This window comes from Aeromonas sp. 600886 (genome assembly GCF_049174935.1).
Lineage (GTDB): Bacteria > Pseudomonadota > Gammaproteobacteria > Enterobacterales > Aeromonadaceae > Aeromonas > Aeromonas veronii_A.
In genome coordinates, this window is the sequence record NZ_JAAKUB010000022.1 from 25,910 (window position 1) to 50,491 (window position 24,582).

Consider the following 24,582-nt stretch of genomic DNA (forward strand, 5'->3'; position numbering starts at 1 on the left):
TTGCCAAGCTGGAGAAGTAAACCGCCATTCTCACCCATGTTGCCGCGTCCGATTACGCTGCGCTAATCGAACCTACGATACTGCGTAAAGTCGAGATGTGTTGTCAAAGGAGCCCGAATGTTTAGTCAAGATGATTACCAATGGATGAGTCGGGCCCTCGAACTGGCCCGCCGCGGCCGCTACACCACGGCCCCCAACCCCTGCGTCGGCGCCGTGCTGGTCAAAGATGGTGTGGTGGTTGGCGAAGGGTGGCATCAGAAGGCGGGCGAGCCCCATGCCGAGGTTTACGCCCTGCGCGCCGCCGGTGACAACGCCCGCGGCGCCACCGCCTATGTGACCCTCGAACCCTGCTCCCACCACGGTCGTACTCCCCCCTGCGCCGAAGCGCTGATCAACGCCGGTGTGGCCCGGGTGGTGGCGGCCATGGTCGATCCCAATCCCCAGGTGGGTGGGCGTGGCCTGCGTATGCTCTCCGAAGCGGGCATCAAGACCGATTTCGGCCTGCTGGCGAGTGAAGCGGAAGCACTCAACCCGGGCTTTTTCAAGCGGATGCGTACCGCCTTCCCGCGAGTGACCGTCAAGTTGGGAGCCAGCCTCGATGGCCGCACCGCCATGGCGAGCGGTGAGAGCCAGTGGATCACCTCCCCGGATGCGCGCCGCGATGTGCAACGACTGCGGGCCCGTCACGATGCGGTGCTCTCCAGCGCTGAAACCGTGCTGGCCGATCGTGCCTCCCTGACCGTGCGCTGGGACGAGCTGCCCCCCTCGGTGAAGGCGAGCTATCCCAAGGAGACCCTGCGCCAGCCGCTGCGGGTCATCGTCGATTCGCAAAACCGGCTTACCCCAGATCTGCCGCTATTCCAGAGCGAGAGCCCGGTGCTGCTGGCCCGCCACAAGGCGTCCGGCGATTGGCCTTCGTGGGTGCAGCAGCTGGAGCTGCCGCTGCTGGATGGCAAGCTGGATCTGGTCAGCCTCTTCATGCTGCTGGCCAAGCAGAACGTCAACTCGGTACTGGTCGAGGCGGGCCCGCGGCTCTGCGGCGCTCTGCTGGAAAAAGGGCTGGTGGATGAGCTGGTGCTCTATCAGGCGCCCAAACTGATGGGCGATGAAGGGCGCGGCCTGTTCCATCTGCCGGGCCTGACCCGGCTGTTCCAGGCGCCCAAGCTCGCCATCAAGGATGTGCGCATGGTCGGCCAGGATATTCGCATTACTGCCAAAATAGCCTGATTTATCAATGTTCAAGGGGGCATAATCAGCCCCCGTCATCAGCAAGGTGATCTGCATGTTTACCGGAATTATCGAAGCGGTGGGAACCCTGGCCGAGCTGCGCCGTCAGGGCGATGACATGGCCCTCACCGTCCACGCACTAGGTCTGGATTTTAGCGACGTCAAACTGGGCGACTCCATCGCTACCAACGGCGTCTGCCTCACCGTGGTGGCGCTGGGCGACAAGAGTTATACCGCCGACGTGTCGCTGGAAACCCTGTCGCGCACCGGCTTTGCCGCCGCCAGAGTGGGCGATAGGGTCAACCTCGAGAAGGCACTGATGCCCACCTCCCGCCTCGGCGGCCATCTGGTCTCCGGCCATGTGGATGGGGTAGGGGAGGTGAAAAGCGTCTCCAGCAGCGGCCGCGCCATCGAGTACTGGATCAAGGCGCCGGGGGAACTCTCCCGCTACATCGCCGAGAAAGGCTCCATTGCGGTGGATGGCATCAGCCTCACCGTCAACGCCGTGCAGGGGGACCTTTTCCGCCTGACCATCGTGCCCCATACCGCGCAGGAGACCACCATCGCCAGCTGGAAGCCGGGTCACAAGGTCAACCTCGAGGTGGATCAGATCGCCCGCTATCTGGAGCGGCTGATGATGGGGAAAAGTCAGGAGAGCAGCGCCTCGACCCTGACCATCGAGACGCTGGCCAAGGCCGGTTTTCTCTGACGGTGTGCGCTATATCGGCCCACCAAAACGATTTTCTGTGATCCCGCTCTGATTGAAATGGAGCCGCTAGCCCCAATCTAGAGCAACATACACACGCATTTGCGTTGAGCCTGCGGGCTCAACCCCCAAGCACACTGATGGAGTAGCCCATGGCGCTGAGCACAACCCAGGAAATCATTGCCGACATCAAGGCTGGCAAGATGGTGATCCTGATGGATGACGAAGACAGGGAGAACGAAGGGGACCTCATCATGGCCGCCTCCTGCGTCCGTCCGGAGGATATCAACTTCATGGCCCGCTACGGCCGTGGCCTCATCTGCCTGACCCTGACCCGGGATCGCTGCAAGCAATTGGCGCTGCCGCTGATGGTGGATCGCAACAATGCCCAGTTCTCCACCGCCTTTACCGTCTCCATCGAGGCGGCTGAAGGGGTGACCACAGGTATCTCCGCCGCCGATCGTGCGGTGACCGTGCAGGCGGCTGTGGCGCCCAATGCCAAGGCGGCCGATCTGGTGCAGCCGGGCCACATCTTCCCGCTGATGGCACAGGATGGCGGCGTGCTGACCCGCGCCGGTCACACCGAAGCGGGTTGCGATCTGGCCCGTCTGGCTGGTTTCGAGCCTGCGGCCGTCATCGTCGAGATCCTCAACGAAGATGGCACCATGGCGCGCCGTTCGGATCTGGAGGTGTTCGCCGAGGAGCACGGCATCAAGCTCGGCACCATCGCCGACCTTATCGAGTACCGCAACCAGCACGAGACCACGGTCGAGAAGGTGGCCGAGTGCAAGCTGCCCACCGAGTTTGGCGAGTTCGACCTCATCACCTTCCGCGACACCATCGACAATCAGGTTCACTTCGCCCTGAAAAAGGGTGAGGTACAGGCCGACCAGCCGACGCTGGTGCGGGTTCATCTGCACGATGTGCTGAGCGATCTGCTGCTGACCGACCGCCATGCAGCCCGAAGCTGGCCACTGCCCAAATCCATGGCCCGCATCGCTGACGAGGGCGGCGTGCTGGTGATTTTGGGGGCGGAATCCCATGGCGCCGAGCTGCTGGCTAGGGTCAAGGGTTTTGAAGCCGCCGACAAGGGGTTGGCACCGGAAGGAGCCAAGTGGCAGGGCACCTCGCGCCGGGTGGGTGTCGGTTCCCAGATCCTCAAGGCCCTTGGCGTGAGCAAGATGCGCCTGTTGAGCTCGCCGAAGAAGTACCATGCCCTCGGCGGTTTTGGTCTGGAAGTGGTTGAGTACATCGGCGAGTAAGTGCGCCGGACTGGTTAAATCGCGATCATGGCCGTCTATTGCGGCCATGGTTTTTGTCGTGGGTCTGTTGTGCTAGAATGTGCGCACTTTTGACTCCGGCCCTTTTGATTGCACAGATACAGGATTTCCAATGAAGGTTATCGAAGGAAATATCGCCGCTCCTGAGGCGCGCATTGCTATTGTTGTTGCCCGTTTCAACAGCTTCATCAACGACAGTCTGGTGAACGGCGCGGTGGACGTACTGAAGCGTCAAGGTCAAGTGCAGGACAGCAACCTGACACTGGTAAAAGTGCCGGGCGCGGTTGAAATGCCATTGGTCATCAAGAAGCTGGCCAAGAGTGGTCAATACGACGCCATCGTGGCGGTCGGTACTGTCATCCGTGGCGGTACCTACCACTTCGACCTGGTGGCAAACGAGAACAGCAAGGGCATGGCCCAGGTAATGATGGAATATGAAATTCCCGTTGCCTTCGGTGTGCTGACCACTGAAAACATTGAACAAGCCATCGAGCGTGCAGGTACCAAGGCGGGTAACAAGGGTGCAGAGGCTGCACTGGCAGCGCTCGAAATGATCAACGTCCTGAAAGAACTGGACGTGTAACGAGGAGAAGTACATTGAAACCGTCTGAGCGCCGTAAAGCCCGCCATTGCGCCACCCAGGCCATCTACCAGTGGCAGATGACCAAGGCTAACGTGGGTGACATCGAAGAGCAGTTCAAGATCGATCAGGACACCAAGGGTGTAGACCTGAACTATTTCCGCGATCTGCTGTTCGGGGTAGCCCTCCACTGCAGCGAGCTGGACAAGGTGTTTGCACCTTTCCTTTCCCGTCCGCTGGAAGAAGTGGACATGGTGGACAAGGCGATCCTGCGTCTGGCGACCTACGAGCTGACCCGTCGTGATGATGTACCGCCGCGCGTGGTCATCAACGAAGCGATCGAGCTGGCCAAAGCTTTTGCTGCCGATGACAGCCACAAGTTTGTCAACGGTGTACTGGACAAGGTGATCAAGTCGCTGAACAAGCGTTGATCCTGCTGTCCGTCAGCATCTAAGAGAGGAGCCAGCTTATTGCTGGCTTTTTACTGTATGGGTGAATTTGAGCTGATTGATAAGTACTTCAAGGTCCCCCACGCCCGCAAGGACGTGGTGATGGGCCCTGGAGATGACTGTGCCCTGCTGACCCTGCCCCCCGATACCCAGCTGGCGGTGAGCACCGACACTCTGGTGAGCGGCGTACACTTCTTTCCCGACATGGATCCGGTGGATCTCGGCTACAAGGCGCTGGCGGTCAATCTCTCCGATCTCGCCGCCATGGGGGCTGAGCCGCGCTGGGTGTCGCTGGCGCTGACCCTGCCTGCCATTAACGAAGGTTGGGTCGCCGGTTTTGCCGAAGGGTTTCTGGAGCTGGCCGAGTACTACAATGTGGCGCTGGTGGGCGGGGATATGACCCGCGGGCCGCTCTCCATCACCATCTCGGTGAAGGGGTCGGTGCCTGCCGGTCGCGCCCTGATGCGCAGCGGTGCCAAAGCCGGTGACGGCATCTATGTGACCGGCACTCTGGGTGATGCCGCGCTGGCGCTCTCCCACCTGCTGGGCAAACGCACCCTCAACGAGAACCAGTTGGCCGCCGTGCTGCCACGGCTCGACCACCCCCATCCCCGCATTCTGGCCGGTCAGGCGCTGCGCGGGTTGGCGGGTAGTGCGTTGGATCTCTCCGATGGGCTGGCATCGGATCTCGGCCATATCCTCAAGGCCTCCGGTGTGCGGGCCCAGATCGATCTCGATCTGCTGCCACTCTCGCCGGTGCTGCAGGATGCGGTGAGCGAGCAGGAGGCGTGGCAACTGGCGCTGGCCGGTGGCGATGACTACGAGCTCTGCTTTACCGTACCGGAGGAGCATCGCGGCGCGCTCGATACGGCGCTGGCTCACAGCGGGGTCAAGTTCAGCCGCATCGGCCGCATCGTGGCGGGCGAGCCGGGCATCGACTACCTGTGTGGCGACCAAGCGGTCGAGTTGCAACTGAAAGGGTGGGATCACTTCGCATGAGTTTGTTCAGGATAAAGCCCGAGCTGACACGACTGGATCTGAAAAATCCGCTTCATTTTTTGGCGGTGGGGTTTGGTTCCGGTCTCAGCCCCAAAGCGCCGGGCACCATGGGCACCCTGGCGGCCATTCCGCTCTATCTGCTGGTGAGCTGGCTGCCGACCCACTGGTTCATCGCCTTGCTGGCGGTGGGGTTTGTAGTCGGTATTCGTATCTGCCAGAGCGCCACCGATGCCATCGGCATGCCGGATCACGGTGCTATCGTCTGGGACGAGGTGATCGGTTTTGGCGTCACCATGATCGCCGCGCCAGCCGGTTGGGAGTGGGTGGTGGCGGGCTTTGCGCTGTTCCGGTTGTTTGACGTGCTCAAGCCCTGGCCCATCTCCTGGTTTGATCGCCGGATCCACGGTGGCCTGGGCATCATGCTGGACGATCTGATCGCCGGCCTGTTCGCCCTGTTTTGTATGCAATTACTGGCATTCTGGCTCGGTTGAGAGCCACCTTCCGGGGGATGACCGTTCTGGCATCCCCCGATTTATATCTGCTTAATTTTCATTCATCGGCATATGCTGCCGTTTATCATCCATTTCACATAAATATTCACTACTCATTCGGGGCTGGTGATTGTTTTGGAAATAGTGATAAATGCTGCTTGTTGCGTTGTTGTTGAAATTAAAGTAATGATACCAATAGATGTACGGACGCACCGGCCATTTGTGTGATGAAAATCATCATTTATCTCTGCCGAATTGGTGGTTATCTGCACAAAACATTGCGGAATTGTATAACTCAATCATTTACACCCGTGGTCAAACCGTCTAAGTTACTCGCGGGTTATTCCAAAAAAATGCAAAAAACCCGCCCGGATCGCTGGTTTAGCTGCCTCATGGATTGAGCAAATATTGCCCAAGGTAACAACCGGCATCTGCGGCTGATTTACGGACGAATTATTTGGGACGGATGTCCCCCGCAGAGGTAAACATGTCCTTGCTCGAAGTAAAGAACTTGCGGATCGAGTACCCCTCCCGCTACGGGGTGCTGGCCGCGGTGAAGGATCTCTCTTTCTCTATCGAAAAGGGTGAGATTGTCGGGGTGGTCGGTGAATCCGGCGCCGGCAAGTCCACCATCGGCAACGCCGTTATCGATCTGCTGAGTCCGCCGGGTCGCATCGCCCGTGGCGATATCTATCTCAATGGCGAGCTCATCTCCGGCAAGAGCCAGAACGAGATGCGGGCCATCCGTGGCTCCCGTATCGGGTTCATCTTCCAGGACCCCATGACCTCCCTCAACCCGCTGTTCACCGTTGAGCATCAGCTGGTGGAGACCATTCTGGCCAATACCGACCTCTCTCGCGAAGCTGCTTTTGCCAAGGCATTGGAGCTGATGGGGGCAGTGGGGATCCCGAGTCCGGAGCTGCGCATCAAGCAGTACCCGCACCAGTTCTCCGGTGGCATGCGTCAGCGGGTGGTTATCGCCATCGCGCTCTCCTGCGATCCTGAGCTGATCATCGCCGATGAGCCGACCACGGCGCTCGACGTCTCCATTCAGGATCAGATCCTCCAGCTTATCCGCGCCCTCTGCAAAGAGCGTCAGGTGGGCTGCATGCTGGTGACCCACGACATGGGCGTAGTCTCCAACGTTACCGACAAGGTGGCGGTGATGTATCGCGGCGATCTGGTGGAGTTCGGCCTGACCGAACAGGTACTGGGCAGCCCCAATCACCCCTATACCCGCAGCCTCATCTCGGCGGTCCCCCGCTCCGATGTGAAGCTGGTGCGCTTCCCGCTGGTCTCCTATATCGAGGATGCCAGTGCGCCGGATACCAATATCGACCTCAAGACCCACTGGCTCGGCCAGAGTCAGGACGAGCGTGCCTATGAAGGGGCGCTGCTGCGGGTGGAGAACGTCGATCTGAAGTTCGTCACCAAGGACTCCATCTTCCCGAGCCGCCGCCAGTATGTTCGCGCCTGCAATAACATCAGCGTCGAGATCTTCGAAGGGGAGACCTTCGGTCTGGTGGGGGAGTCCGGCTCCGGCAAATCGACCATTGCCCGCGCCATCACCGGTCTCTATCCGCCTGATACCGGCAAGATTTTCTTCGAGGGGATCGATCTGACCGCTCTCAAGAGCGAGCGCGAGCGTCGCCCGCTGCGTCGCCAGATGCAGATGGTGTTCCAGAACCCCTATTCGTCGATGAACCCGCGGATGAAGGTGCGCGACATCATTGCCGAGCCGATCCGCTTCCATCAGCTGGCGAGCAGCGAGAGCCAGATCGAGGGGATCGTCGGCGATCTGCTGGATCACGTGGGTCTCGGTCGTGGTGCTGGCCTCAAGTATCCCCACGAGTTCTCCGGCGGTCAGCGTCAGCGCATCTCCATTGCCCGCGCCCTGGCCACTCGCCCGCGCTTCCTCATCTGCGACGAGCCGACCTCGGCGCTGGATGTGTCGGTGCAGGCCCAGATCCTCAACCTGCTCAAGGATTTGCAGCAGGAGCTCAAGCTCACCATGCTGTTCATCAGCCACGATCTGCCGGTGATCCGCCAGATGTGCGATCGCATCGGGGTGATGCAGCACGGTCATCTGGTGGAAGTGGCCGAGACCGAGAAACTCTTTACCAATGCCGAGCATGAGTACAGCCGCAAGCTGATCTCCCTCATGCCGGAGTTCAAGGGAATGTCCCGCGAGGGGCTGGAAATCGCAAGCTAGGAGAGCGCCGGTGCGCCGGTCTGCTTGTCAAAAAAAGTGTCATAAGAAAGCCAAAAGCATGGAGAACAAGATGAAGAAAGGATTGTCCAAGATTGCCCTGGCGCTGTTTGCCGCCGGTTTCGCCTTCAGTGTCTCAGCCGCTGATATCAAGGTGGGTGTCGCCTCTGACGCCACTTCGCTGGATCCGCAGGAGCAGCTCTCCGGTCAGACCCTGGAGATGTCGCACCTGGTATTCGATCCCCTGATGCGTTACACCCAGGACCTGCAGTTCGAGCCCCGTCTGGCCGAGAAGTATGAGCGTATTGACGATAAGACCGTCCGCTTCCACCTGCGCAAAGGGGTCAAGTTCCACTCCGGTAACGACTTCACCGCTGACGACGTGGTGTGGACCGTCAACCGCCTGAAATCCTCCGTCGACTTCAAGGCGATCTTCGATCCCATCAGCGAAGTGAAGAAGGTCGATGACTACACCGTCGATCTGATTACCGCGAAGCCCTTCCCGCTGGTGCTGCAGACCGTCACCTACATCTTCCCGATGGACTCCAAGTTCTACACCGGCAAGACCGAAGCGGGCAAAGACAAGGCCGAGATCGTCAAGAATGGCGACTCCTTTGCCTCTACCCACGTCTCCGGTACTGGCCCGTTCACCGTCAAGTTCCGCGAGCAGGGTGTGAAGCTCGATTATGCCCGCAACGCCAACTACTGGGACAAGGCCTCCAAGGGTAACGTCGAGAACCTGACCGTGGTGCCGATCAAGGAAGATGCGACCCGTGTTGCAGCCCTGCTGGGTGGCGACGTGGACATGATCTATCCGGTTGCGCCGAACGATCTGGAGCGCGTGAAGAATGGCAAGGACTCCCAGCTGGTCACCCTGTCCGGTACCCGCGCCATCATCATCGAGCTGAACCAGAACACCAACCCGGCACTGAAAGACAAGCGCGTACGTCAGGCGATCAACTACGCCATCAACCAGGTGGGTATCGTCGAGAAGATCAACAAGGGCTTCGGTACCCCTGCTGGTCAGCTGAGCCCGAAAGGCTATGCCGGTCATAACGAGGCGCTGGTGCCCCAGTATGATCTGGCCAAGGCCAAGGAGCTGATGAAGGAGGCCGGTTACGAGAAAGGCTTCAAGATGACCTTCATCTCCCCGGCTGCCCGCTACGTCAACGACGTCAAGATTGCCCAGGCTGTCTCCGCCATGCTGGCCAAGATCAACATCAAGGTGGATCTGAAGACCATGCCGGTGGCCCAGTACTGGCCCGAGTTTGACAAGTGCGCCGCAGACATGCAGCTGATCGGCTGGCACTCCGACACCGAAGATACCGCGAACTTCTTCGAGTTCCTGACCTTCACCAAGGATGCCAAGACCGGTATGGGTCAGTACAACTGCGCCGGTTACGCCAACGCCGAAGCTGACAAGCTGGTGATGGATGCCAACGCCGAGACCGATCCGGCCAAGCGTGCCGAGATGCTGAAGAAGGTCGAAGCCATGCTGATCGAAGATGCTGCCTACGTGCCGTTGCACTGGGAAGATCTGGCCTATGGCGCCAAGAAGAACGTCGACATCAAGCCGGTGGTCAACGTGATGAACTTCCCTTACCTGGGTGACCTGGTGGTCAGCAAGTAAGAGAACGTCGCAAGGAAGGACGGGGCGGGGTGGTCAGCTGGCCACTCCGCCCACTAACAGAAGCCTGTGCCACGACACAGGCCACGTAGAAGGACAAGCATGTTTACATTCCTGCTGAAACGGTTCTATCAGGCCGTGATAGTGATGTTCGTCATCAGCCTGGTCGCCTTCTCCATCCAGGACAACCTGGGTGACCCGTTGCGCGAGCTGGTGGGACAATCCGTCTCCGAAGCCCAGCGTCACGAGTTGCGCGAGAAGATGGGCCTTAACGATCCCTTCCTCATCAAATACAGCCGCTTTCTGAAAAATGCGGTGCATGGGGATTTGGGCACCTCCTATTTCTTCAAGCGACCCGCTCTCGAGGTGATCCTCGACAAGCTGGTGGCTACCCTTGAGCTGGTGTTTGCTGCCGCGCTCATCATCGTGGTGGTTTCCATTCCACTCGGTGTCTATTCGGCGATCCGCCCGCGCAGCATTCCCACCAAGATCATCATGGCGGGGAGCAGTATCGGCATTTCGATCCCGGTATTTTTGACCGCCATCATGCTGATGTACCTCTTCTCCATCCAGCTGGGCTGGCTGCCGGCCTATGGCCGCGGCGAGACTCGTAACCTGCTGGGCTGGGAGTCGGGCTTCTTCACCTGGGACGGCATCCTGCACCTGATCCTGCCGGCGGTGTCGCTCTCTTCCATCATGCTGCCGCTGTTTATCCGGCTGGTGCGCTCCGAGATGCTGGAGCAGCTCTCCTCCGAGTACGTCAAATTCGCCCGCGCCAAGGGGCTGGACAACAACAAGGTCTACTACAGCCACGCTCTGAAGAACACCATGCTGCCAGTCATTACCGTCGGTGGGGTGCAGATCGGCACCATGGTGGCTTACACCATCCTGACCGAGAGCGTGTTCCAGTGGCCGGGTACCGGCTTCCTGTTCCTCGAGGCGATCCACCGGGTCGATACGCCCCTCATCACCGCCTACGTCATCTTCGTGGGACTGATCTTCGTGGTGACCAATACCCTGGTCGATCTGCTCTACGGGTTGATTAACCCGACCGTTAACCTGACTGCCAAGGGGTAAGCATGAGTAACGCTGTAACTGCAAGCCCAAGCCGTTGGGCACGATTCAAGAACTCTGACATCGTCTACTACTTCCTGCGGGACAAGGTAGCCATGTTCAGCTTTGCGGTGTTCGTGGTATTTGTGCTGGCGGCGCTGCTGGCCCCCTGGCTCGCCCCGCACAACGTCTATGACCAGACCAGTTTTGATCTGATGGATGCCGAGTTGCCCCCCTCCTGGCTCGAAGGTGGCGAGGAGCGCTTCTGGCTCGGTACCGACAACCAGGGGCGGGATATCTGGAGCACCATTCTCTATGGCGCCCGTATCTCCCTCACCATCGGCCTGTTTGCGGTGGCGCTGCAGCTGGTGCTCGGTATCGTCATCGGTCTGATTGCCGGTTACTTCGGTGGTCGTATCGACAACCTGCTGATGCGCTTTGCTGACGTGCAGCTGTCGTTCTCTACCATGATGGTGGCGATCATCATCTCCGCCATCTTTCAGGCAACCTTTGGCTCCGAGTTCTACTCGAAGTTCGCCATCATGATGCTGGTGGTGATCATCGGTATCGCCGAGTGGCCGCAGTACGCCCGTACCGTGCGCGCCTCTGTGCTGGCGGAGAAGAAGAAGGAGTATGTGGAAGCGGCCAAGGTGATGGGATTCCGCGCCCCGCGCATCATGTTCCGCCACATTCTGCCCAACTGCCTGTCGCCCATTCTGGTCATCTCCACCGTGCAGGTGGCCAACGCCATCATGAGCGAGGCGGCACTCTCCTTCCTCGGTCTGGGGATGCCGGTTGATCAGCCCTCGCTCGGTTCGCTTATCAGCGTCGGCTTCAACTACATCTTCTCCGGCTCCTGGTGGATCACCGCCTTCCCGGGAATCTGTCTGGTGGTGCTGGTGCTGGTCATCAACCTGCTGGGCGACTGGCTGCGGGATGTGTTTAACCCCAAGATCTACAAAGGTTGATAACCTGCGCAAGAACTTACTGCGAGGCCGTGATCAAGGCTCATGTGCTGCTCGGAATCCTCATGTATTCACATATACTCCGGTTCCTGCGCTGCTCTTTACCTTGTTGACGGACTTCTCGCAACAGTTCTTGAACAGGTTCTAGATTATGAAGAACAAGAAGGGCGCCAGTGAGGCGCCCTTCTTTTGCTTGATAGCTTTAAGCGTTATCAGGCTTTCAGCCAGCTTTCGATACTGCGCTGGATGCCTGCATCGTCCAGACCAAGCAGGGCATAGATCTCCTGCTGGGTACCCTGTTCCACGAAGCGATCCGGCAAGCCGAGGTTGAGTACCGGCTTGCACTGTTTATTGCGCATCAGCAGCTCGTTCACCGCCGAACCGGCGCCGCCCATGATAGCGTTGTCTTCGATGGTGACGAAGTGATCGTGGCTGGCCGCCAGCGACAGCACCAGCGCCTCATCCATCGGTTTGACAAAGCGCATGTCCACCAGGGTGGCATCCAGCGCTTCGGCGGCCGTTTTCGCGTGGTGCAGCAGGGTGCCAAAGGCCAGAATAGCGGTACCCTTGCCCTCTCGCAGGATACGTCCCTTGCCGAGCTCCAGTGCCTGCATCTCTGACGAGATGGGGGAATCGCTCAGACTGCTGCCGCGGGGGTAACGCACGGCGACAGGGCCTTGCTGAAGATAGCCGGTATAGAGCATCTGGCGGCACTCGTTCTCGTCAGATGGCGTCATCACCACCATGTTGGGCACGGTGCGCAGGAAGCTGATGTCGAACGCTCCCTGATGGGTCGGGCCGTCGGCGCCCACCAGACCGGCCCGGTCGATGGCGAATAGCACCGGCAGATCTTGCAGCGCCACGTCGTGGATCACCTGATCGTAGGCGCGCTGCAGAAAGCTCGAATAGATGGCCACCACCGGCTTCTTGTCGGCGATGGCAAGACCGGCAGCGAACGTGACTGCATGTTGCTCGGCAATGGCCACATCGAAGTAGCGATCCGGATACTGCTGGCTGAATTTCACCAGACCGGAGCCTTCGCGCATGGCAGGGGTGATGCCGACCAGCTTCTCGTCTTTGGCGGCCATGTCGCACAGCCATTGGCCAAAGATGGCGGAGAAGGTGGGTTTGGCGGCGCTCGCTTTCGGCAGGGAACACTCGTCAGGATTGAACTTGGGCACAGCGTGATAACCGATGGGGTCTTTCTCCGCCGGCTCGTAACCCTTGCCCTTCTTGGTTTTGACGTGCAGCAGCTGAGGCCCCTTGAGGTTGCGCATATTGCGCAGGGTCTCGACCAGTGCCTCGATATCGTGACCGTCGATGGGGCCGATATAGTTGAAGCCGAACTCCTCGAACAGGGTGCCGGGTACCACCATCCCCTTGAGGTGCTCTTCAGCCCGCTTGGCCAGCTCCTTGACCGGTGGCAGACCTGCTAACACCTTCTTGCCGCCTTCGCGGATGGTGGTGTAGAGCTTGCCTGACATGACCCGGGCCAGATGGTTGTTGAGCGCCCCGACATTCTCTGAGATGGACATCTCGTTGTCGTTGAGGATCACCAGCATGTCCTTGTGGACATCGCCGGCGTGGTTGAGCGCTTCAAAGGCCATCCCTGCGGTAATGGCACCATCACCGATCACTGCAACGACCTTGCGACCCAGCCCTTCACTCTCGGCGGCGACCGCCATACCGAGCGCCGCACCAATGGAAGTGCTGGAGTGGCCGACGGAGAGCACGTCGTATTCACTCTCGCCACGCCAGGGGAAGGGGTGCAGACCATCCTTCTGCCGGATGGTGTGGATCTGATCACGGCGCCCGGTCAGGATCTTGTGGGGATAGGCCTGATGGCCCACATCCCAGATCAGCCGATCGAACGGGGTGTTGTAGACGTAGTGCAGGGCGACGGTCAGTTCGACCGTGCCGAGACCGGAGGCAAAGTGTCCGCTGGAGCGGCTGACAGAGCGCAGCAGATATTCGCGCAGCTCGTTGCACAGCACCGGCAGCCGATCTTTGGGCAAGGAACGCAGCTCGACCGGAGTGTCCGCGAGGGCCAGGTTGGGGAAATTGCTAATATCAACGCTCATGTTGTTACTGTTATCCAGCGTTTAGTGGGTTCGCTCGATGATGTAATCGGCAAACGCTTCCAGAATGTCGGTATTGTAGGGCAAGGATTGCAGGGCTGTTAAGGCTTTCCCATGCAGTTCGCGAGCCAGCTCACGGGCATTTTCGAGTCCGAGCAGGGCCGGATAGGTACTTTTCTCCAGCGCCAGGTCAGAACCTTGCGGCTTGCCCAGGGTGGCGGTATCACCTGTGATGTCGAGGATGTCATCCTGCACCTGAAAGGCGAGGCCAATCGCGGCGGCATAGGTTTGCAGGGCAATCAGGGTTGCGTCATCGACATCGGCTTTGCACAGGGCGCCGAGCGCCACGGCGCACTCAATCAGCGCACCGGTCTTGTGGCGGTGTACCTGCTCCAGTTCGGCAAGCGTGATCTGGCGCCCTTCAGCCTGCAGGTCCAGCGCTTGACCGCCACACATACCCAGATAGCCGGAGGCGCGGGCGAGGGTACTCAGCATCCGCACCCGGTTGGCCATCAAGGAGTCGGGCATGGGGTGATCGGCCAGAATGGAGAACGCCAGGGTCTGCAGCGCATCACCGGCCAGAATGGCGGTGCCCTCATCAAACGCCTTGTGGACGGTTGGTTGGCCGCGACGCAGATCGTCGTCATCCATGGCTGGCAGGTCATCGTGCAGCAGGGAGTAGGCATGGATGCACTCCACGGCAGCCGCAGGGCCGTCCAGCAGGTCGCTCTTTACGCCCAGCATTTCGCCGACTGCGTAGACCAGAAACGGGCGAACCCGCTTGCCGCCCAGCAGCAGGCCATATTTCATGGCATCACGCAGACGAGGCGCCATGGGTGGCAAAGCTTCAAGTTTTGCCAACAGGCAGTCATCAATACGCTGGCGATGCTGACGGGAAAAATGGACCAGTGCCACTCACTCGTCTCCTTGTTCTGGCTGGAAGGGGGCGAGCTGGTCGCTGCCATCGGCCTTGCTCAGCAGGATCTGGATCTTCTGCTCGGCTTGCTCCAGCTTTTGTTGGCCAGCCCGCACCAGATGGATTCCCTGCTCGAACTGTTTGAGGGCCTCCTCCAGCGGTAGGGAACCTTGCTCCAGCTGATGAACGATGGTTTCCAGCTCTTCGAGAGTGGCGTCAAAACTCAGACGGTCGATTTTTTTACTGGCCATGTCCATCCTCGGGAATTGAAAAAACGGCTTATATTAACATCGACCGCCCACCGGGGGGAGGCTGAAAAACGCTGCCTCCTCAAACTCTCGATAAACTGGCCGATAATGAACCATGATTCTCAGTGGATGCATGCTTGCCGCTTGGGTCGCAATAGCAGAAAATTCAACAAACTATAATTGGGCATAAGAACCGGTGACAGGAGTAGGGACGTGGATCTAGGCAGTCTGATAGGGATAGTGCTGGGTTTCGGGGTGGTGGTGTACGGCATGCTGCTGGGGGGCCCCATGAGCATGTACGTCGACATGCCATCGGTCTACATCACCGTATTGGGCTCCATCTTCATCGCCATGATGAAGTTCAACCTAGGCCAGTTTCTGATGGCGTTTAAGGTCGCTGGTAAAGCTTTTATGTACAAGGGCGACAAGCTGGAAGACCTCATAGTTAAAGCCGTTGAGCTTGCCGATGCCGCCCGTAAAGGCGGATTTCTGGCGCTTGAAGCGGCCGAGATTCCCAATCCCTTCATGAAAAAAGGGATCGATATGCTGGTGGATGGCCATGATGCCGATGTAGTGCGCGCAGTGATGGAAAAGGATATCGAGTTGACTGCCGAACGTCACGTCATTGCGATCAAGGTGTTCCGTACCCTTGGGGATCTTGGCCCGGCGATGGGGATGATCGGTACGCTGGTGGGTCTGGTGGCCATGTTGGCCAATATGAGCGATCCCAAATCTATCGGTCCTGCCATGGCTGTAGCCCTCTTGACCACTCTGTATGGTGCGATCGAAGCCAACATGCTGGCCATCCCGATAGCCGACAAGCTGGAACTGCGAAGCGGCGAAGAGCGCCTTAGCCGTTCGCTGATCCTCGATGCCATCATGGGGATCCAGGATGGCCAAAACCCGCGGGTGATCCAGTCCATGCTGCAGAACTATCTGAACCAGTCCAAACGCAACAACGGCAGTGAGTAGGGAGCCCTATGTCTGATTGCAAATGCCCGCCTCCCGGCCTGCCCGGTTATATGGGGACCTTCGCCGACCTCATGTCGCTGCTGATGTGCTTTTTCGTGTTGTTGCTCTCCTTTGCCGAGATGGATGTGCAGAAGTTCAAGCAGATTGCGGGGTCCATGGAGAAGGCATTCGGGGTCCAGAATATCCTTGAGGTGAAAGATATTCCGAAGGGAACTTCTGTCATTGCCCAGGAGTTCCGTCCTGGCCGCCCAGAGCCAACCCCGATTGATACCGTGATGCAGCAGACCATGGACATGACCCAGACCGAGCTGGATTTTTTGCCCGGTGAGGCCGAGCAGGCAGGTGGTCAGGACAAGAGTGATGGCAAGCAGACGGGGGGGGACACAGCTCAGGATGCTCAGAAGGCGCAGCAGCAGTCCAATACCCTGGCAAAGGCGCTGGCCGAGCAGATGAAAGATCAGATCCAGGATGGTGCCATCGAAATCGAGGCGTTGGGACAGCAGATTATTATCCGGATCAGGGAAAAAGCCTCCTTCCCGGCTGGCTCGGCGTTTCTGCAACCCCAGTTCTGGCCGGTTATTCGCAAGGTCGCGACCCTGCTCAAGGATGTACCGGGTGAAATCACCATATCCGGCCACACCGACAACGTGGCGACCGAGGACGAGCTGTTTCAGTCCAACTGGGAGCTTTCGTCCCAGCGAGCAGTGGCTGTGGCACACCAGATGATCAAGGTCCCAGGATTTGATCAGGGACGCTTGATTGTGCAGGGGATGGCCGATTCCCAACCATTGGTGCCCAACAATACTCCCGAGAATCGCCGGATGAACCGACGGGTAGAGATCGCTATCATGCAGGGCAAACCGACCATTTCCTCTCCTATTTCGGTACCGGAAGGAAAGTAATATTTCTTGGAGCAACAGATAAAGCGGGATCTGCATCAGGGGGCCGACATGGATTTTGTGTTGGCTTCATATTAAGATGCGCCATCCGAACCGAGTGCTGCGGCGTCCTGACAGATAGCCGCAGCTTCTATTTTCAAGCAACCCAGGTTTCGACTATGAATCATACTCCGATGACTGTTCGCGGCGCTGAGAAGCTGCGCGAAGAGCTCGAATATCTCAAGACCGAGCTTCGTCCCCAGATTATCGAAGCGATTGCTGAAGCCCGTGAGCACGGTGATCTGAAAGAGAATGCCGAATACCATGCCGCCCGTGAGCAGCAGGGGTTCTGTGAAGGCCGCATTCAGGAAATTGAAGCCAAGCTCTCCAATGCCCAGGTGATCGATGTCACCAAGATGACCAACAATGGTCGCATCATCTTTGGTGCCACCGTGACCCTGCTCAAGAGCGAAACAGAGGAAGAGGTTATCTACCGCATCGTGGGTGACGATGAGGCTGACATCAAGCAGAACCTTATCTCTGTCAACTCTCCGATTGCCCGCGCTCTGATTGGCAAGGAAGTGGACGATGTGGCGCTCGTCAAGACGCCCGCAGGTGATGTGGAGTACGAAATCCTGGACGTTGCCTACATCTGATGTAGTTAATGCGGGATGAGACGGGGGAGCACTTGCTCCCCTGTTTGTTGCGCTTCAGGCTGGTTGGTAAGCGTCGTTGAAGGTGTCCTGATGGCGCTGAAACAGCCAGTGACGAAGTCGCTCTATGTTTGCCTCGCTCATCTGGAAACTGAGTGCCCAGGTTGCACGGTCTGCATTAGATTTGACCCGTCTCACCAGCCTGGCCTGCAAGGGAAATGGCGCCTCTGTGGCGATCTGCAGAGTTCCCTGCAAGGTAGTATCCGCCATCATATCTGTGGGCAGATCTTCCACGATGAGGCCATTGAGCGAAAGGCTCAGCACTTGGAGTACTCCATGAGCTGTTTGCAGTGTCGCTTTCTGGGCAAGTCTCCAAGCTCTTGGCTGGGCAAACCCCAGCTCCCGGATCACTGGCGCAGCGAGCCGAGGCTCGACAAAGCCATCTTCTCTCTGGATAAAGGTGAGGGGGAATCGCAACTGATGGCCTGCATAGCGGGCTTCCAATACCAGCTGTTCGGCTTTTTGCAGCAAGCCAAGCATGGGGTTGTCGAGATGTCCGCTCAGAAGGTGGGTCGCCTCCGAGCATCCCAGCTCCCGCAACATGGTCAGTTCATCGTCGGTCAGAATAGGATGGTGAGCCATGGCGCGTGTCCGAAACTATTCATCGCAGGTTAAGGGCTTGGCGACTACTGTGGCAAGCGACTCGGGAAGAAGTGAAATAAGGAAAGAGCAATGCTCTTTCCTTTTACTTGCGAGGCAGCTGGATTTTGGGTTCGTTGGCCTGACGATAGATGGTCAGCACATGACCCATGCTCTGTACTTTTACAGAGCCTGTTTCACGGACGATGGCATCCATAACCAGTTGTTTCATCTCGCGATCTTCAGAGGCAACCTTAACCTTGATCAGCTCGTGATGGTTCAGCGCCAGATCGATCTCCGCCAGTACACCTTCGGTCAGACCGTGCTGACCCAGCAGGACGACAGGCTTGAGGCTGTGGGCAAGGCCCTTGAGGTACTGTTTCTGTTTATTGTTGAGAATCATCGCAATTTCTTCATAAGTCAGGGTTGAAAGGGGCGTATTCTACCCCCACTTAGCCCTTAATACTAATAACCCTTGTGGTTTTTTAAAGCCGATTATCATGACCCAGAAAAAACGTTCCGCCAGCTCCACCCGCTGGTTAAAAGAACATTTCGACGATCAATACGTCAAAAAAGCCCAGAAATTGGGGCTGCGTTCCCGTGCTGTTTTCAAGATCGACGAGATCCAGGGCAAAGACCGCCTGTTGAAAAATGGCATGACGGTAGTGGATTTGGGGGCTGCCCCCGGCGGCTGGTCCCAATTCGCGGTCGAGCAGGTTGGCGAATCGGGTCGGGTCATCGCCTGCGATATTCTGCCTATGGATCCCATTGCCGGTGTCGATTTCCTGCAGGGGGACTTTCGGGAGGAAACTGTACTCGGTGCCTTGCTGGAGCGAGTCGGACCCGACAAGGTCGATGTCGTGATGTCCGACATGGCCCCCAACATGAGCGGCACCCAGCAGGTGGATCAGGCTCGTGCCATGTATCTGGTCGAGTTGGCTCTGGACATGTGTCATCAGGTATTGCGCAGTGACGGCAGTTTTGTGGTGAAGGTGTTTCAGGGGGAGGGCTTTGATGCCTATCTGAATGAAATTCGGAAACTTTTCTCCGCCGTTAAAATTCGTAAACCAGACTCATCCCGCGCCAGATCACGGGAAGTCTACATTGTGGCTACCGGTTTTAAACTGTAGTACCCTAACCTTCATCGTTAACTGTCAGTCTGCGAGGTTACTGATTTGAGTGACATGGCGAAAAACTTAATCCTGTGGCTGGTCATCGCCGTCGTATTGATGTCGGTGTTCAATAGCTTCAGCCCCAGCGATACCACCAGTCGCCAGCTGGACTATTCCAGCTTCGTTAAAGAGGTGACCCAAGATCAGATCCGTGAAGTGCGGATGGACGGTAAGGTCATTAATGGCGTCAAGCGTACTGGTGAACGATTCACCACCATCATCCCGGCGCCGGATCCCCAGCTGCTCAACGATATGCTCAATCACAACGTCAAGGTGATGGGCGAGAAGCCGGAAGAGCCGTCTTTGCTGACCTCTATCTTCATCTCCTGGTTCCCGATGTTGCTGCTGATCGGTGTCTGGGTCTTCTTCATGCGTCAGATGCAGGGCGGCGGTGGCAAAGGCGCCATGTCGTTTGGCAAGAGCAAGGCTCGCCTGATGAGTGAAGATCAGATCAAGACTACCTTTGCCGATGTAGCTGGTTGCGATGAAGCCAAGGAAGAGGTGAAGGAGCTGGTCGACTATCTGCGCGACCCGAGCAAATTCCAGAAACTGGGTGGCAAGATCCCGACTGGCGTACTGCTGGTAGGTCCTCCCGGTACCGGTAAAACCCTGCTGGCCAAGGCCATTGCGGGTGAGGCCAAGGTGCCCTTCTTCACCATCTCGGGTTCTGATTTCGTGGAGATGTTCGTGGGTGTCGGTGCCTCCCGGGTACGTGACATGTTCGAGCAGGCCAAGAAATCCTCCCCCTGCATCATCTTCATCGATGAAATTGATGCGGTCGGTCGCCAGCGTGGCGCCGGTCTGGGCGGTGGTCACGATGAGCGTGAGCAGACCCTTAACCAGATGCTGGTCGAGATGGATGGCTTTGAAGGCAATGAAGGCATCATCGTCATCGCTGCCACCAACCGTCCTGACGTACTGGATCCGGCACTGCTGCGTCCGGGCCGTTTCGACCGTCAGGTTGTGGTCGGTCTGCCGGATGTCCGTGGTCGCGAGCAGATCCTGAAAGTACACATGCGCAAGGTTCCGTTGGCAGATGATGTCAACCCGGCGCTGATTGCCCGCGGCACGCCCGGCTTCTCCGGCGCTGACCTTGCTAACCTGGTCAACGAAGCTGCGCTCTTCTCCGCTCGCGAAAGTCGCCGTGTGGTCTCCATGGCTGAGTTCGAGAAGGCGAAGGACAAGATCATGATGGGCGCAGAACGTCGCTCCATGGTGATGAAAGAGTCCGAGAAGGAGATGACGGCCTATCACGAAGCGGGTCACGCCATTATCGGTCGCGTGGTGCCGGATCATGACCCTGTCTACAAGGTTTCCATCATTCCGCGCGGTCGTGCGCTGGGTGTGACCATGTACCTGCCTGAGCAGGATCGCTGGAGCCACTCCAAGCAGCATCTGGAGTCCATGATCTCCAGCCTGTATGGCGGTCGTCTGGCGGAAGAGCTGATCTACGGTGCCGAAAAGGTATCGACCGGCGCCTCCAACGATATCGAGCGTGCTACCGACATCGCACGCAAGATGGTGACCCAGTGGGGTATGTCCGAGCGTCTCGGCCCGATGCTTTACGCGGAAGAAGATGGCGAGGTGTTCCTCGGTCGCAGTATGGCCAAGGCCAAGCACATGTCAGACGACACTGCTCGCATCATTGATGCCGAGGTGAAGCAGGTTATTGATCGCAACTACGACCGCGCCAAGCAGATCCTGCTGGATAACATGGATGTACTGCACAGCATGAAAGATGCGCTGATGAAGTACGAAACCATCGATGCCAAGCAGATCGATGATCTGATGGCCCGTCGCGAGGTTCGTGCCCCTAGCAACTGGCACGATGAGCACGGAGATACGCCACAAGGCGGATCAACCGTTGCCGCCGAGCCCAAGTCGGCGGCTGCGGGCGAGAGTGCTCCGGTTGCGGATGCTAATATCGACAAGGCCAACGACATCCCGGCTAAATAAATCCTGTTGTTGAAAACCCCGGGCTTGCCCGGGGTTTTTATTTTGCGAATGGAAGTGAAGATGCAGCTGATTAGCAAGGGGCTTAGCCTCTCTCTCGAACGTCCCCATGTGATGGGGATCCTCAATGTGACTCCCGACTCCTTCTCCGATGGCGGCCATTTCAACCAGATTGAACGGGCAGTGACCCATGCCCGTCAAATGGTGGCGGATGGGGCGACCCTTATCGATATCGGCGGCGAGTCAACCCGTCCTGGAGCGCCGGATGTGAGTGAGCAGGAGGAGCTGGACAGGGTCATTCCTGTCGTGGAGCAGATGGCCCGTGAGCTGGATGTGATGATCTCCCTCGATACCTCCAAAGCGGCTGTGATGCGGGAGGGTTGCAAGGTGGGTGCCCATCTGATCAACGATGTGCGGGCACTGCAAGAACCTGGAGCACTGCAAGCCGCGGCCGAAGCGCGGGTTCCGGTCTGTCTGATGCATATGCAGGGGCAGCCGAGAACCATGCAGGTCGAGCCGCACTATGACGACCTGATCGGGGAGGTTCGCACCTTTTTTGATGAACGCATTGCGGCTTGTCTGGCGGTCGGGATCCGTCGTGAAGAGCTGTTGCTGGATCCTGGATATGGCTTTGGCAAGACCCTTGCACACAACTATCAGCTGTTGGCGGCTCAAAAGGAACTGCTTGAATATGGCTTGCCGCTATTGGTGGGGATGTCGCGAAAGTCTATGATAGGCAACCTGCTGGGCCGTCCGGTGGATGAGCGTCTGGCGGGCAGTCTGGCATGCGCCCTTATCGGCATGCAGCATGGAGCCCGAATCATCAGGGTTCACGATGTACGGGAGACCATGGACGCATTGCGCGTCGGTTGGCTGGCAATGACGGGACAAGATTTTATTTCCAAATAATAAAGAGAACAGACAATGGCAAGAAAGTATTTCGGTACCGATGGTGTGCGCGGCAAGGTTGGCGAATACCCGATCACCCCTGATTTTGTGATGAAATTGGGTTGGGCTGCCGGCAAGGTGCTCTCCAAGAAGGGCACCAAAAAGGTGCTGATTGGCAAAGATACCCGCATCTCCGGTTATATGCTGGAATCCGCGCTGGAAGCGGGGCTCTCTGCGGCAGGCCTCAAGGCCATTCTGATGGGGCCGATGCCCACGCCGGCGGTTGCCTACCTGACTCGCACCTTCCGTGCCGAAGCCGGCATCGTCATCAGCGCTTCCCACAACCCCTTCTATGACAACGGCATCAAGTTCTTCTCCGCCGATGGCACAAAGCTGCCCGATGATGTCGAGTTGGCCATCGAAGCCGAGCTGGATCACGAGCTCAAGTGTGTTGAGTCTGCCGAACTTGGCAAAGCGGTGCGCATTGATGATGCTGCCGGTCGCTATATCGAATTTTGCAAGAGCACCTTCCCCTCCCACATGAATCTGGATGGGGTGAAAATGGTGGTCGACTGTGGCCACGGCGCTACTTATCACATTGCGCCGTCGGTTTTCCGCGAGCTGGGTGCTGAAGTGATCACCATGGGCTGTGCCCCGGATGGTCTCAACATCAACGATGGTGTCGGTTCGACTGCACCTGACGCTCTGGTTGCCAAGGTGCTGGAGTGCAAGGCTGATCTGGGGGTTGCCTTTGATGGTGATGGTGACCGTCTGATCATGGTTGACCACACCGGCTATCTCATCGACGGTGATGAAGTGCTCTATATCATCGCGCGCGATGCTCTGCGCAATGGTCGACTCAAAGGCGGTGTCGTCGGCACCCTGATGGCCAACATGGGTCTGGAGCTGGCGCTGCAAACCCTGGGTATCCCGTTTGCCCGTGCCAAGGTGGGTGACCGCTATGTGCTGGAGATGATGGAAGAGAAGGGCTGGCGCATCGGTGGCGAGAACTCCGGCCACATTATCTGTCTGGATCAGACCACTACGGGTGATGGCATCGTGGCTGCCTTGCAGGTGCTTACCGCCATGCGCAGCGCCGAGATGCCGCTGGCCAAGCTGCGCTCCGGCATGAGCAAGTTCCCGCAGGTGCTGGTGAATGTTCGTTTTGCCGAAGGCAAGGATCCGCTGGCCGCTGATGCTGTCATGGCTGAGGTTGCCAAGGTGGAACAGGAGCTGGCTGGTCGTGGTCGCGTACTGTTGCGCAAATCAGGTACCGAACCGCTGATCCGGGTCATGGTCGAAGGGGAGCATGAACAGCAGGTACGTGACATGGCTCAGCGCATCGCCAAGCAGGTTGAATCGGCGTTTTAATGAACAGTCGGGGCGGCTTTTTAGCCGCCCTGGTTGTATCTTGTTCAAACGATTCAAAAATTTAAAAATAGCACTTGTCAGCTGAGCATCCTCTGGATATTATCAGCCCCGCTTTCGCAAGGGAGTTGCCGATGGGACATCGCAAGCCGTTTGTAGCAGCCAACTGGAAGTTGCACGGTAGTAGGTCGCAGTTAGAGCAGTTTACGAGTCAGTGCCTAAACGGCGTTGACGGAAAAGTAGATGTGGTTCTCTGTCCTTCCCATGTGCATCTCGACTTTAGCGCTTCACTGCTTAATGAGCAGAAGGTAATAAAGTTGGGGGCTCAGAATGTGAGTCAGCACGCGGCTGGCGCTTACACCGGAGAAATCTCGTGTCAGATGCTGGTTGAGGCAGGGTGTCGTTACGTATTGGTAGGGCACTCCGAGCGCAGGCGTCTCTTTGGTGAGACCAGTTTTATCGTCGCAGAGAAGTTTGCGGCAGCCAGAGCGGCAGGCTTGATTCCCATCCTCTGTTTAGGTGAATCAGGCGCGGCAAGGCAGGCGAGAAGAGCCTTCGAGGTGATCGCTGAAGAGCTGGATATCGTCATAGAGAAAAATGGCGCGATGGCTTTCGATAATGCTATCATCGCCTACGAGCCGATTTGGGCTGTAGGTACAGGTAAATGCGCCACACCCGAGCAGGCACAAGAGGTTCATTCCTTTATACGTGGTCGCTTGGCGGAGGATACTCCGGTAATAGGTGAGAAAGTTAGAATCATCTATGGTGGGAGCGTAACGCCGAGCAACGCGAGAGATTTGTTTGCACAGCCCGACATTGATGGCGGACTGATTGGCGGAGCAAGCCTCGATAGCGATGCGTTTTTAGGAATTGTTGAAGCGGCAAAGGGTGCAAGTTAAATGTACGAGATTCTTTTAGTCGTTTATCTGCTGGTTTCACTGGCCCTGATTGGTCTGGTGATGATTCAGCAAGGTAAAGGGGCTGATATGGGCGCCTCCTTCGGCGCAGGAGCATCGAACACAGTATTCGGCTCCGGTGGTTCAGGCAGTTTCCTGACCCGAACAACAGCAATTTTGGCTACTCTGTTTTTCGTTATCAGCCTGGTGCTTGGATCTATGTCCAGCAATAAGGTAAAGCAGGGTAGTGAGTGGGAAAATCTGCAACAAACCCAACAGGTTGAGCAGACCAAAGCGCCAGTGAAGAAAGATACTGACGTTCCCGAGTAAGAGTT

25 protein-coding genes are annotated in these 24,582 nt (G+C 57.9%); 20 read left to right on the plus strand and 5 right to left on the minus strand.

The genetic code is table 11. The features are described 5' to 3' along the window. Window positions 1-117 precede the first annotated feature (117 nt). The 11 genes from ribD (at window position 118) to G5179_RS16180 (ending at window position 11,589) form a co-directional block, all read left to right on the plus strand. Entirely contained in the window at window positions 118-1,227 is a 1,110-nt protein-coding gene (gene ribD, locus G5179_RS16130; RefSeq protein ID WP_407957023.1) for a bifunctional diaminohydroxyphosphoribosylaminopyrimidine deaminase/5-amino-6-(5-phosphoribosylamino)uracil reductase RibD, read from the plus strand. A gap of 55 nt (window positions 1,228-1,282) precedes the next feature. After that, window positions 1,283-1,936, plus strand: coding sequence for a riboflavin synthase (locus tag G5179_RS16135; RefSeq protein WP_421258718.1), 654 nt, complete (start codon window positions 1,283-1,285; stop codon window positions 1,934-1,936). 149 nt (window positions 1,937-2,085) lie between these two features. Continuing rightward, window positions 2,086-3,195: a bifunctional 3,4-dihydroxy-2-butanone-4-phosphate synthase/GTP cyclohydrolase II gene (ribBA, locus tag G5179_RS16140; RefSeq protein WP_421258719.1), complete on the plus strand. Its 1,110-nt coding sequence runs from the start codon at window positions 2,086-2,088 to the stop codon at window positions 3,193-3,195. A gap of 130 nt (window positions 3,196-3,325) precedes the next feature. Further along, window positions 3,326-3,796: a 6,7-dimethyl-8-ribityllumazine synthase gene (gene ribE / locus G5179_RS16145; protein WP_019445931.1), complete on the plus strand. Its 471-nt coding sequence runs from the start codon at window positions 3,326-3,328 to the stop codon at window positions 3,794-3,796. 14 nt (window positions 3,797-3,810) lie between these two features. Beyond that, window positions 3,811-4,224 carry a transcription antitermination factor NusB gene (gene nusB, locus G5179_RS16150; RefSeq protein WP_005343514.1) on the plus strand — a complete coding sequence of 138 codons (414 nt, stop codon included), beginning with the start codon at window positions 3,811-3,813 and terminating at the stop codon, window positions 4,222-4,224. Window positions 4,225-4,281: 57 nt separating this feature from the next. Beyond that, complete coding sequence (gene thiL, locus G5179_RS16155) at window positions 4,282-5,241, plus strand: thiamine-phosphate kinase (RefSeq protein WP_421258720.1); 960 nt, start codon at window positions 4,282-4,284, stop codon at window positions 5,239-5,241. Continuing rightward, entirely contained in the window at window positions 5,238-5,732 is a 495-nt protein-coding gene (locus tag G5179_RS16160; RefSeq protein ID WP_064337201.1) for a phosphatidylglycerophosphatase A, read from the plus strand. Before thiL ends, G5179_RS16160 begins: the two co-directional genes overlap by 4 nt. A gap of 487 nt (window positions 5,733-6,219) precedes the next feature. Next, window positions 6,220-7,944, plus strand: coding sequence for a dipeptide ABC transporter ATP-binding protein (locus tag G5179_RS16165; protein ID WP_421258721.1), 1,725 nt, complete (start codon window positions 6,220-6,222; stop codon window positions 7,942-7,944). 70 nt (window positions 7,945-8,014) lie between these two features. Then, complete coding sequence (locus tag G5179_RS16170; RefSeq protein ID WP_421258722.1) at window positions 8,015-9,571, plus strand: ABC transporter substrate-binding protein; 1,557 nt, start codon at window positions 8,015-8,017, stop codon at window positions 9,569-9,571. A gap of 99 nt (window positions 9,572-9,670) precedes the next feature. Next, window positions 9,671-10,645 carry an ABC transporter permease gene (locus tag G5179_RS16175; RefSeq protein WP_042080630.1) on the plus strand — a complete coding sequence of 325 codons (975 nt, stop codon included), beginning with the start codon at window positions 9,671-9,673 and terminating at the stop codon, window positions 10,643-10,645. A 2-nt stretch (window positions 10,646-10,647) separates the two neighbouring features. Then, a complete protein-coding gene (locus tag G5179_RS16180) occupies window positions 10,648-11,589 on the plus strand; it encodes an ABC transporter permease (protein WP_040068611.1) in 942 nt (313 codons plus the stop codon). 209 nt (window positions 11,590-11,798) lie between these two features. Here G5179_RS16180 and dxs read toward each other — a convergent pair whose 3' ends face one another. Genes dxs through xseB form a run of 3 tightly spaced genes read right to left on the minus strand, consistent with a single transcriptional unit; the run spans window position 11,799 to window position 14,831 of the window. Further along, entirely contained in the window at window positions 11,799-13,667 is a 1,869-nt protein-coding gene (gene dxs / locus G5179_RS16185; RefSeq protein WP_421205879.1) for a 1-deoxy-D-xylulose-5-phosphate synthase, read from the minus strand. Window positions 13,668-13,688: 21 nt separating this feature from the next. Next, window positions 13,689-14,579 (minus strand): (2E,6E)-farnesyl diphosphate synthase, encoded by an 891-nt coding sequence (gene ispA / locus G5179_RS16190; RefSeq protein ID WP_216951956.1) that lies wholly within the window; start codon window positions 14,577-14,579, stop codon window positions 13,689-13,691. Continuing rightward, entirely contained in the window at window positions 14,580-14,831 is a 252-nt protein-coding gene (xseB, locus tag G5179_RS16195) for an exodeoxyribonuclease VII small subunit (protein WP_421258723.1), read from the minus strand. A 210-nt stretch (window positions 14,832-15,041) separates the two neighbouring features. Between xseB and pomA the strand changes: the two genes are divergently transcribed. From pomA to greA, 3 genes are all read left to right on the plus strand, one after another. Beyond that, entirely contained in the window at window positions 15,042-15,800 is a 759-nt protein-coding gene (pomA, locus tag G5179_RS16200) for a flagellar motor protein PomA (protein ID WP_216951954.1), read from the plus strand. A gap of 8 nt (window positions 15,801-15,808) precedes the next feature. Further along, window positions 15,809-16,702, plus strand: coding sequence for a flagellar motor protein MotB (locus G5179_RS16205; RefSeq protein ID WP_216951953.1), 894 nt, complete (start codon window positions 15,809-15,811; stop codon window positions 16,700-16,702). A 155-nt stretch (window positions 16,703-16,857) separates the two neighbouring features. Beyond that, window positions 16,858-17,334 carry a transcription elongation factor GreA gene (greA, locus tag G5179_RS16210; protein ID WP_216951952.1) on the plus strand — a complete coding sequence of 159 codons (477 nt, stop codon included), beginning with the start codon at window positions 16,858-16,860 and terminating at the stop codon, window positions 17,332-17,334. A 54-nt stretch (window positions 17,335-17,388) separates the two neighbouring features. On the opposite strand, the gene G5179_RS16215 is transcribed toward greA, so the two are convergent. Both G5179_RS16215 and yhbY read right to left on the minus strand, forming a co-directional pair. Continuing rightward, entirely contained in the window at window positions 17,389-17,973 is a 585-nt protein-coding gene (locus tag G5179_RS16215; protein WP_421258724.1) for a PilZ domain-containing protein, read from the minus strand. 103 nt (window positions 17,974-18,076) lie between these two features. Beyond that, window positions 18,077-18,373, minus strand: coding sequence for a ribosome assembly RNA-binding protein YhbY (yhbY, locus tag G5179_RS16220; protein ID WP_033114153.1), 297 nt, complete (start codon window positions 18,371-18,373; stop codon window positions 18,077-18,079). A gap of 97 nt (window positions 18,374-18,470) precedes the next feature. Between yhbY and rlmE the strand changes: the two genes are divergently transcribed. The 6 genes from rlmE (at window position 18,471) to secG (ending at window position 24,577) form a co-directional block, all read left to right on the plus strand. After that, window positions 18,471-19,100: a 23S rRNA (uridine(2552)-2'-O)-methyltransferase RlmE gene (rlmE, locus tag G5179_RS16225; protein WP_216951950.1), complete on the plus strand. Its 630-nt coding sequence runs from the start codon at window positions 18,471-18,473 to the stop codon at window positions 19,098-19,100. A gap of 45 nt (window positions 19,101-19,145) precedes the next feature. Continuing rightward, entirely contained in the window at window positions 19,146-21,098 is a 1,953-nt protein-coding gene (ftsH, locus tag G5179_RS16230; RefSeq protein ID WP_421258725.1) for an ATP-dependent zinc metalloprotease FtsH, read from the plus strand. A 60-nt stretch (window positions 21,099-21,158) separates the two neighbouring features. After that, the gene (gene folP / locus G5179_RS16235) at window positions 21,159-22,004 is read left to right on the plus strand and encodes a dihydropteroate synthase (RefSeq protein ID WP_421258726.1); all 846 of its coding nucleotides are present in this window, start codon (window positions 21,159-21,161) and stop codon (window positions 22,002-22,004) included. 15 nt (window positions 22,005-22,019) lie between these two features. Continuing rightward, window positions 22,020-23,354, plus strand: coding sequence for a phosphoglucosamine mutase (gene glmM / locus G5179_RS16240; RefSeq protein ID WP_005338823.1), 1,335 nt, complete (start codon window positions 22,020-22,022; stop codon window positions 23,352-23,354). Window positions 23,355-23,485: 131 nt separating this feature from the next. Continuing rightward, window positions 23,486-24,250: a triose-phosphate isomerase gene (gene tpiA, locus G5179_RS16245; protein ID WP_005358498.1), complete on the plus strand. Its 765-nt coding sequence runs from the start codon at window positions 23,486-23,488 to the stop codon at window positions 24,248-24,250. Beyond that, window positions 24,251-24,577, plus strand: a complete 327-nt coding sequence (secG, locus tag G5179_RS16250) for a preprotein translocase subunit SecG (protein ID WP_005338811.1) — start codon at window positions 24,251-24,253, stop codon at window positions 24,575-24,577. Window positions 24,578-24,582 lie beyond the last annotated feature (5 nt).

Excerpts from the sequence above, each read along its gene's own strand:
- G5179_RS16135 (WP_421258718.1), top strand. The coding sequence starts at position 1,283 with ATGTTTACCGGAATTATCGAAGCGGTGGGAACCCTGGCCGAGCTGCGC.
- ribD (WP_407957023.1), top strand. The coding sequence starts at position 118 with ATGTTTAGTCAAGATGATTACCAATGGATGAGTCGGGCCCTCGAACTG.
- ribE (WP_019445931.1), top strand. The coding sequence starts at position 3,326 with ATGAAGGTTATCGAAGGAAATATCGCCGCTCCTGAGGCGCGCATTGCT.
- G5179_RS16170 (WP_421258722.1), top strand. The coding sequence starts at position 8,015 with ATGAAGAAAGGATTGTCCAAGATTGCCCTGGCGCTGTTTGCCGCCGGT.
- thiL (WP_421258720.1), top strand. The coding sequence starts at position 4,282 with ATGGGTGAATTTGAGCTGATTGATAAGTACTTCAAGGTCCCCCACGCC.
- G5179_RS16175 (WP_042080630.1), top strand. The coding sequence starts at position 9,671 with ATGTTTACATTCCTGCTGAAACGGTTCTATCAGGCCGTGATAGTGATG.
- xseB (WP_421258723.1), bottom strand. The coding sequence starts at position 14,831 with ATGGCCAGTAAAAAAATCGACCGTCTGAGTTTTGACGCCACTCTCGAA.
- G5179_RS16160 (WP_064337201.1), top strand. The coding sequence starts at position 5,238 with ATGAGTTTGTTCAGGATAAAGCCCGAGCTGACACGACTGGATCTGAAA.
- yhbY (WP_033114153.1), bottom strand. The coding sequence starts at position 18,373 with ATGATTCTCAACAATAAACAGAAACAGTACCTCAAGGGCCTTGCCCAC.
- G5179_RS16165 (WP_421258721.1), top strand. The coding sequence starts at position 6,220 with ATGTCCTTGCTCGAAGTAAAGAACTTGCGGATCGAGTACCCCTCCCGC.
- dxs (WP_421205879.1), bottom strand. The coding sequence starts at position 13,667 with ATGAGCGTTGATATTAGCAATTTCCCCAACCTGGCCCTCGCGGACACT.
- G5179_RS16205 (WP_216951953.1), top strand. The coding sequence starts at position 15,809 with ATGTCTGATTGCAAATGCCCGCCTCCCGGCCTGCCCGGTTATATGGGG.
- rlmE (WP_216951950.1), top strand. The coding sequence starts at position 18,471 with ATGACCCAGAAAAAACGTTCCGCCAGCTCCACCCGCTGGTTAAAAGAA.
- greA (WP_216951952.1), top strand. The coding sequence starts at position 16,858 with ATGAATCATACTCCGATGACTGTTCGCGGCGCTGAGAAGCTGCGCGAA.
- G5179_RS16215 (WP_421258724.1), bottom strand. The coding sequence starts at position 17,973 with ATGGCTCACCATCCTATTCTGACCGACGATGAACTGACCATGTTGCGG.
- ribBA (WP_421258719.1), top strand. The coding sequence starts at position 2,086 with ATGGCGCTGAGCACAACCCAGGAAATCATTGCCGACATCAAGGCTGGC.
- G5179_RS16180 (WP_040068611.1), top strand. The coding sequence starts at position 10,648 with ATGAGTAACGCTGTAACTGCAAGCCCAAGCCGTTGGGCACGATTCAAG.
- glmM (WP_005338823.1), top strand. The coding sequence starts at position 22,020 with ATGGCAAGAAAGTATTTCGGTACCGATGGTGTGCGCGGCAAGGTTGGC.
- folP (WP_421258726.1), top strand. The coding sequence starts at position 21,159 with ATGCAGCTGATTAGCAAGGGGCTTAGCCTCTCTCTCGAACGTCCCCAT.
- secG (WP_005338811.1), top strand. The coding sequence starts at position 24,251 with ATGTACGAGATTCTTTTAGTCGTTTATCTGCTGGTTTCACTGGCCCTG.
- tpiA (WP_005358498.1), top strand. The coding sequence starts at position 23,486 with ATGGGACATCGCAAGCCGTTTGTAGCAGCCAACTGGAAGTTGCACGGT.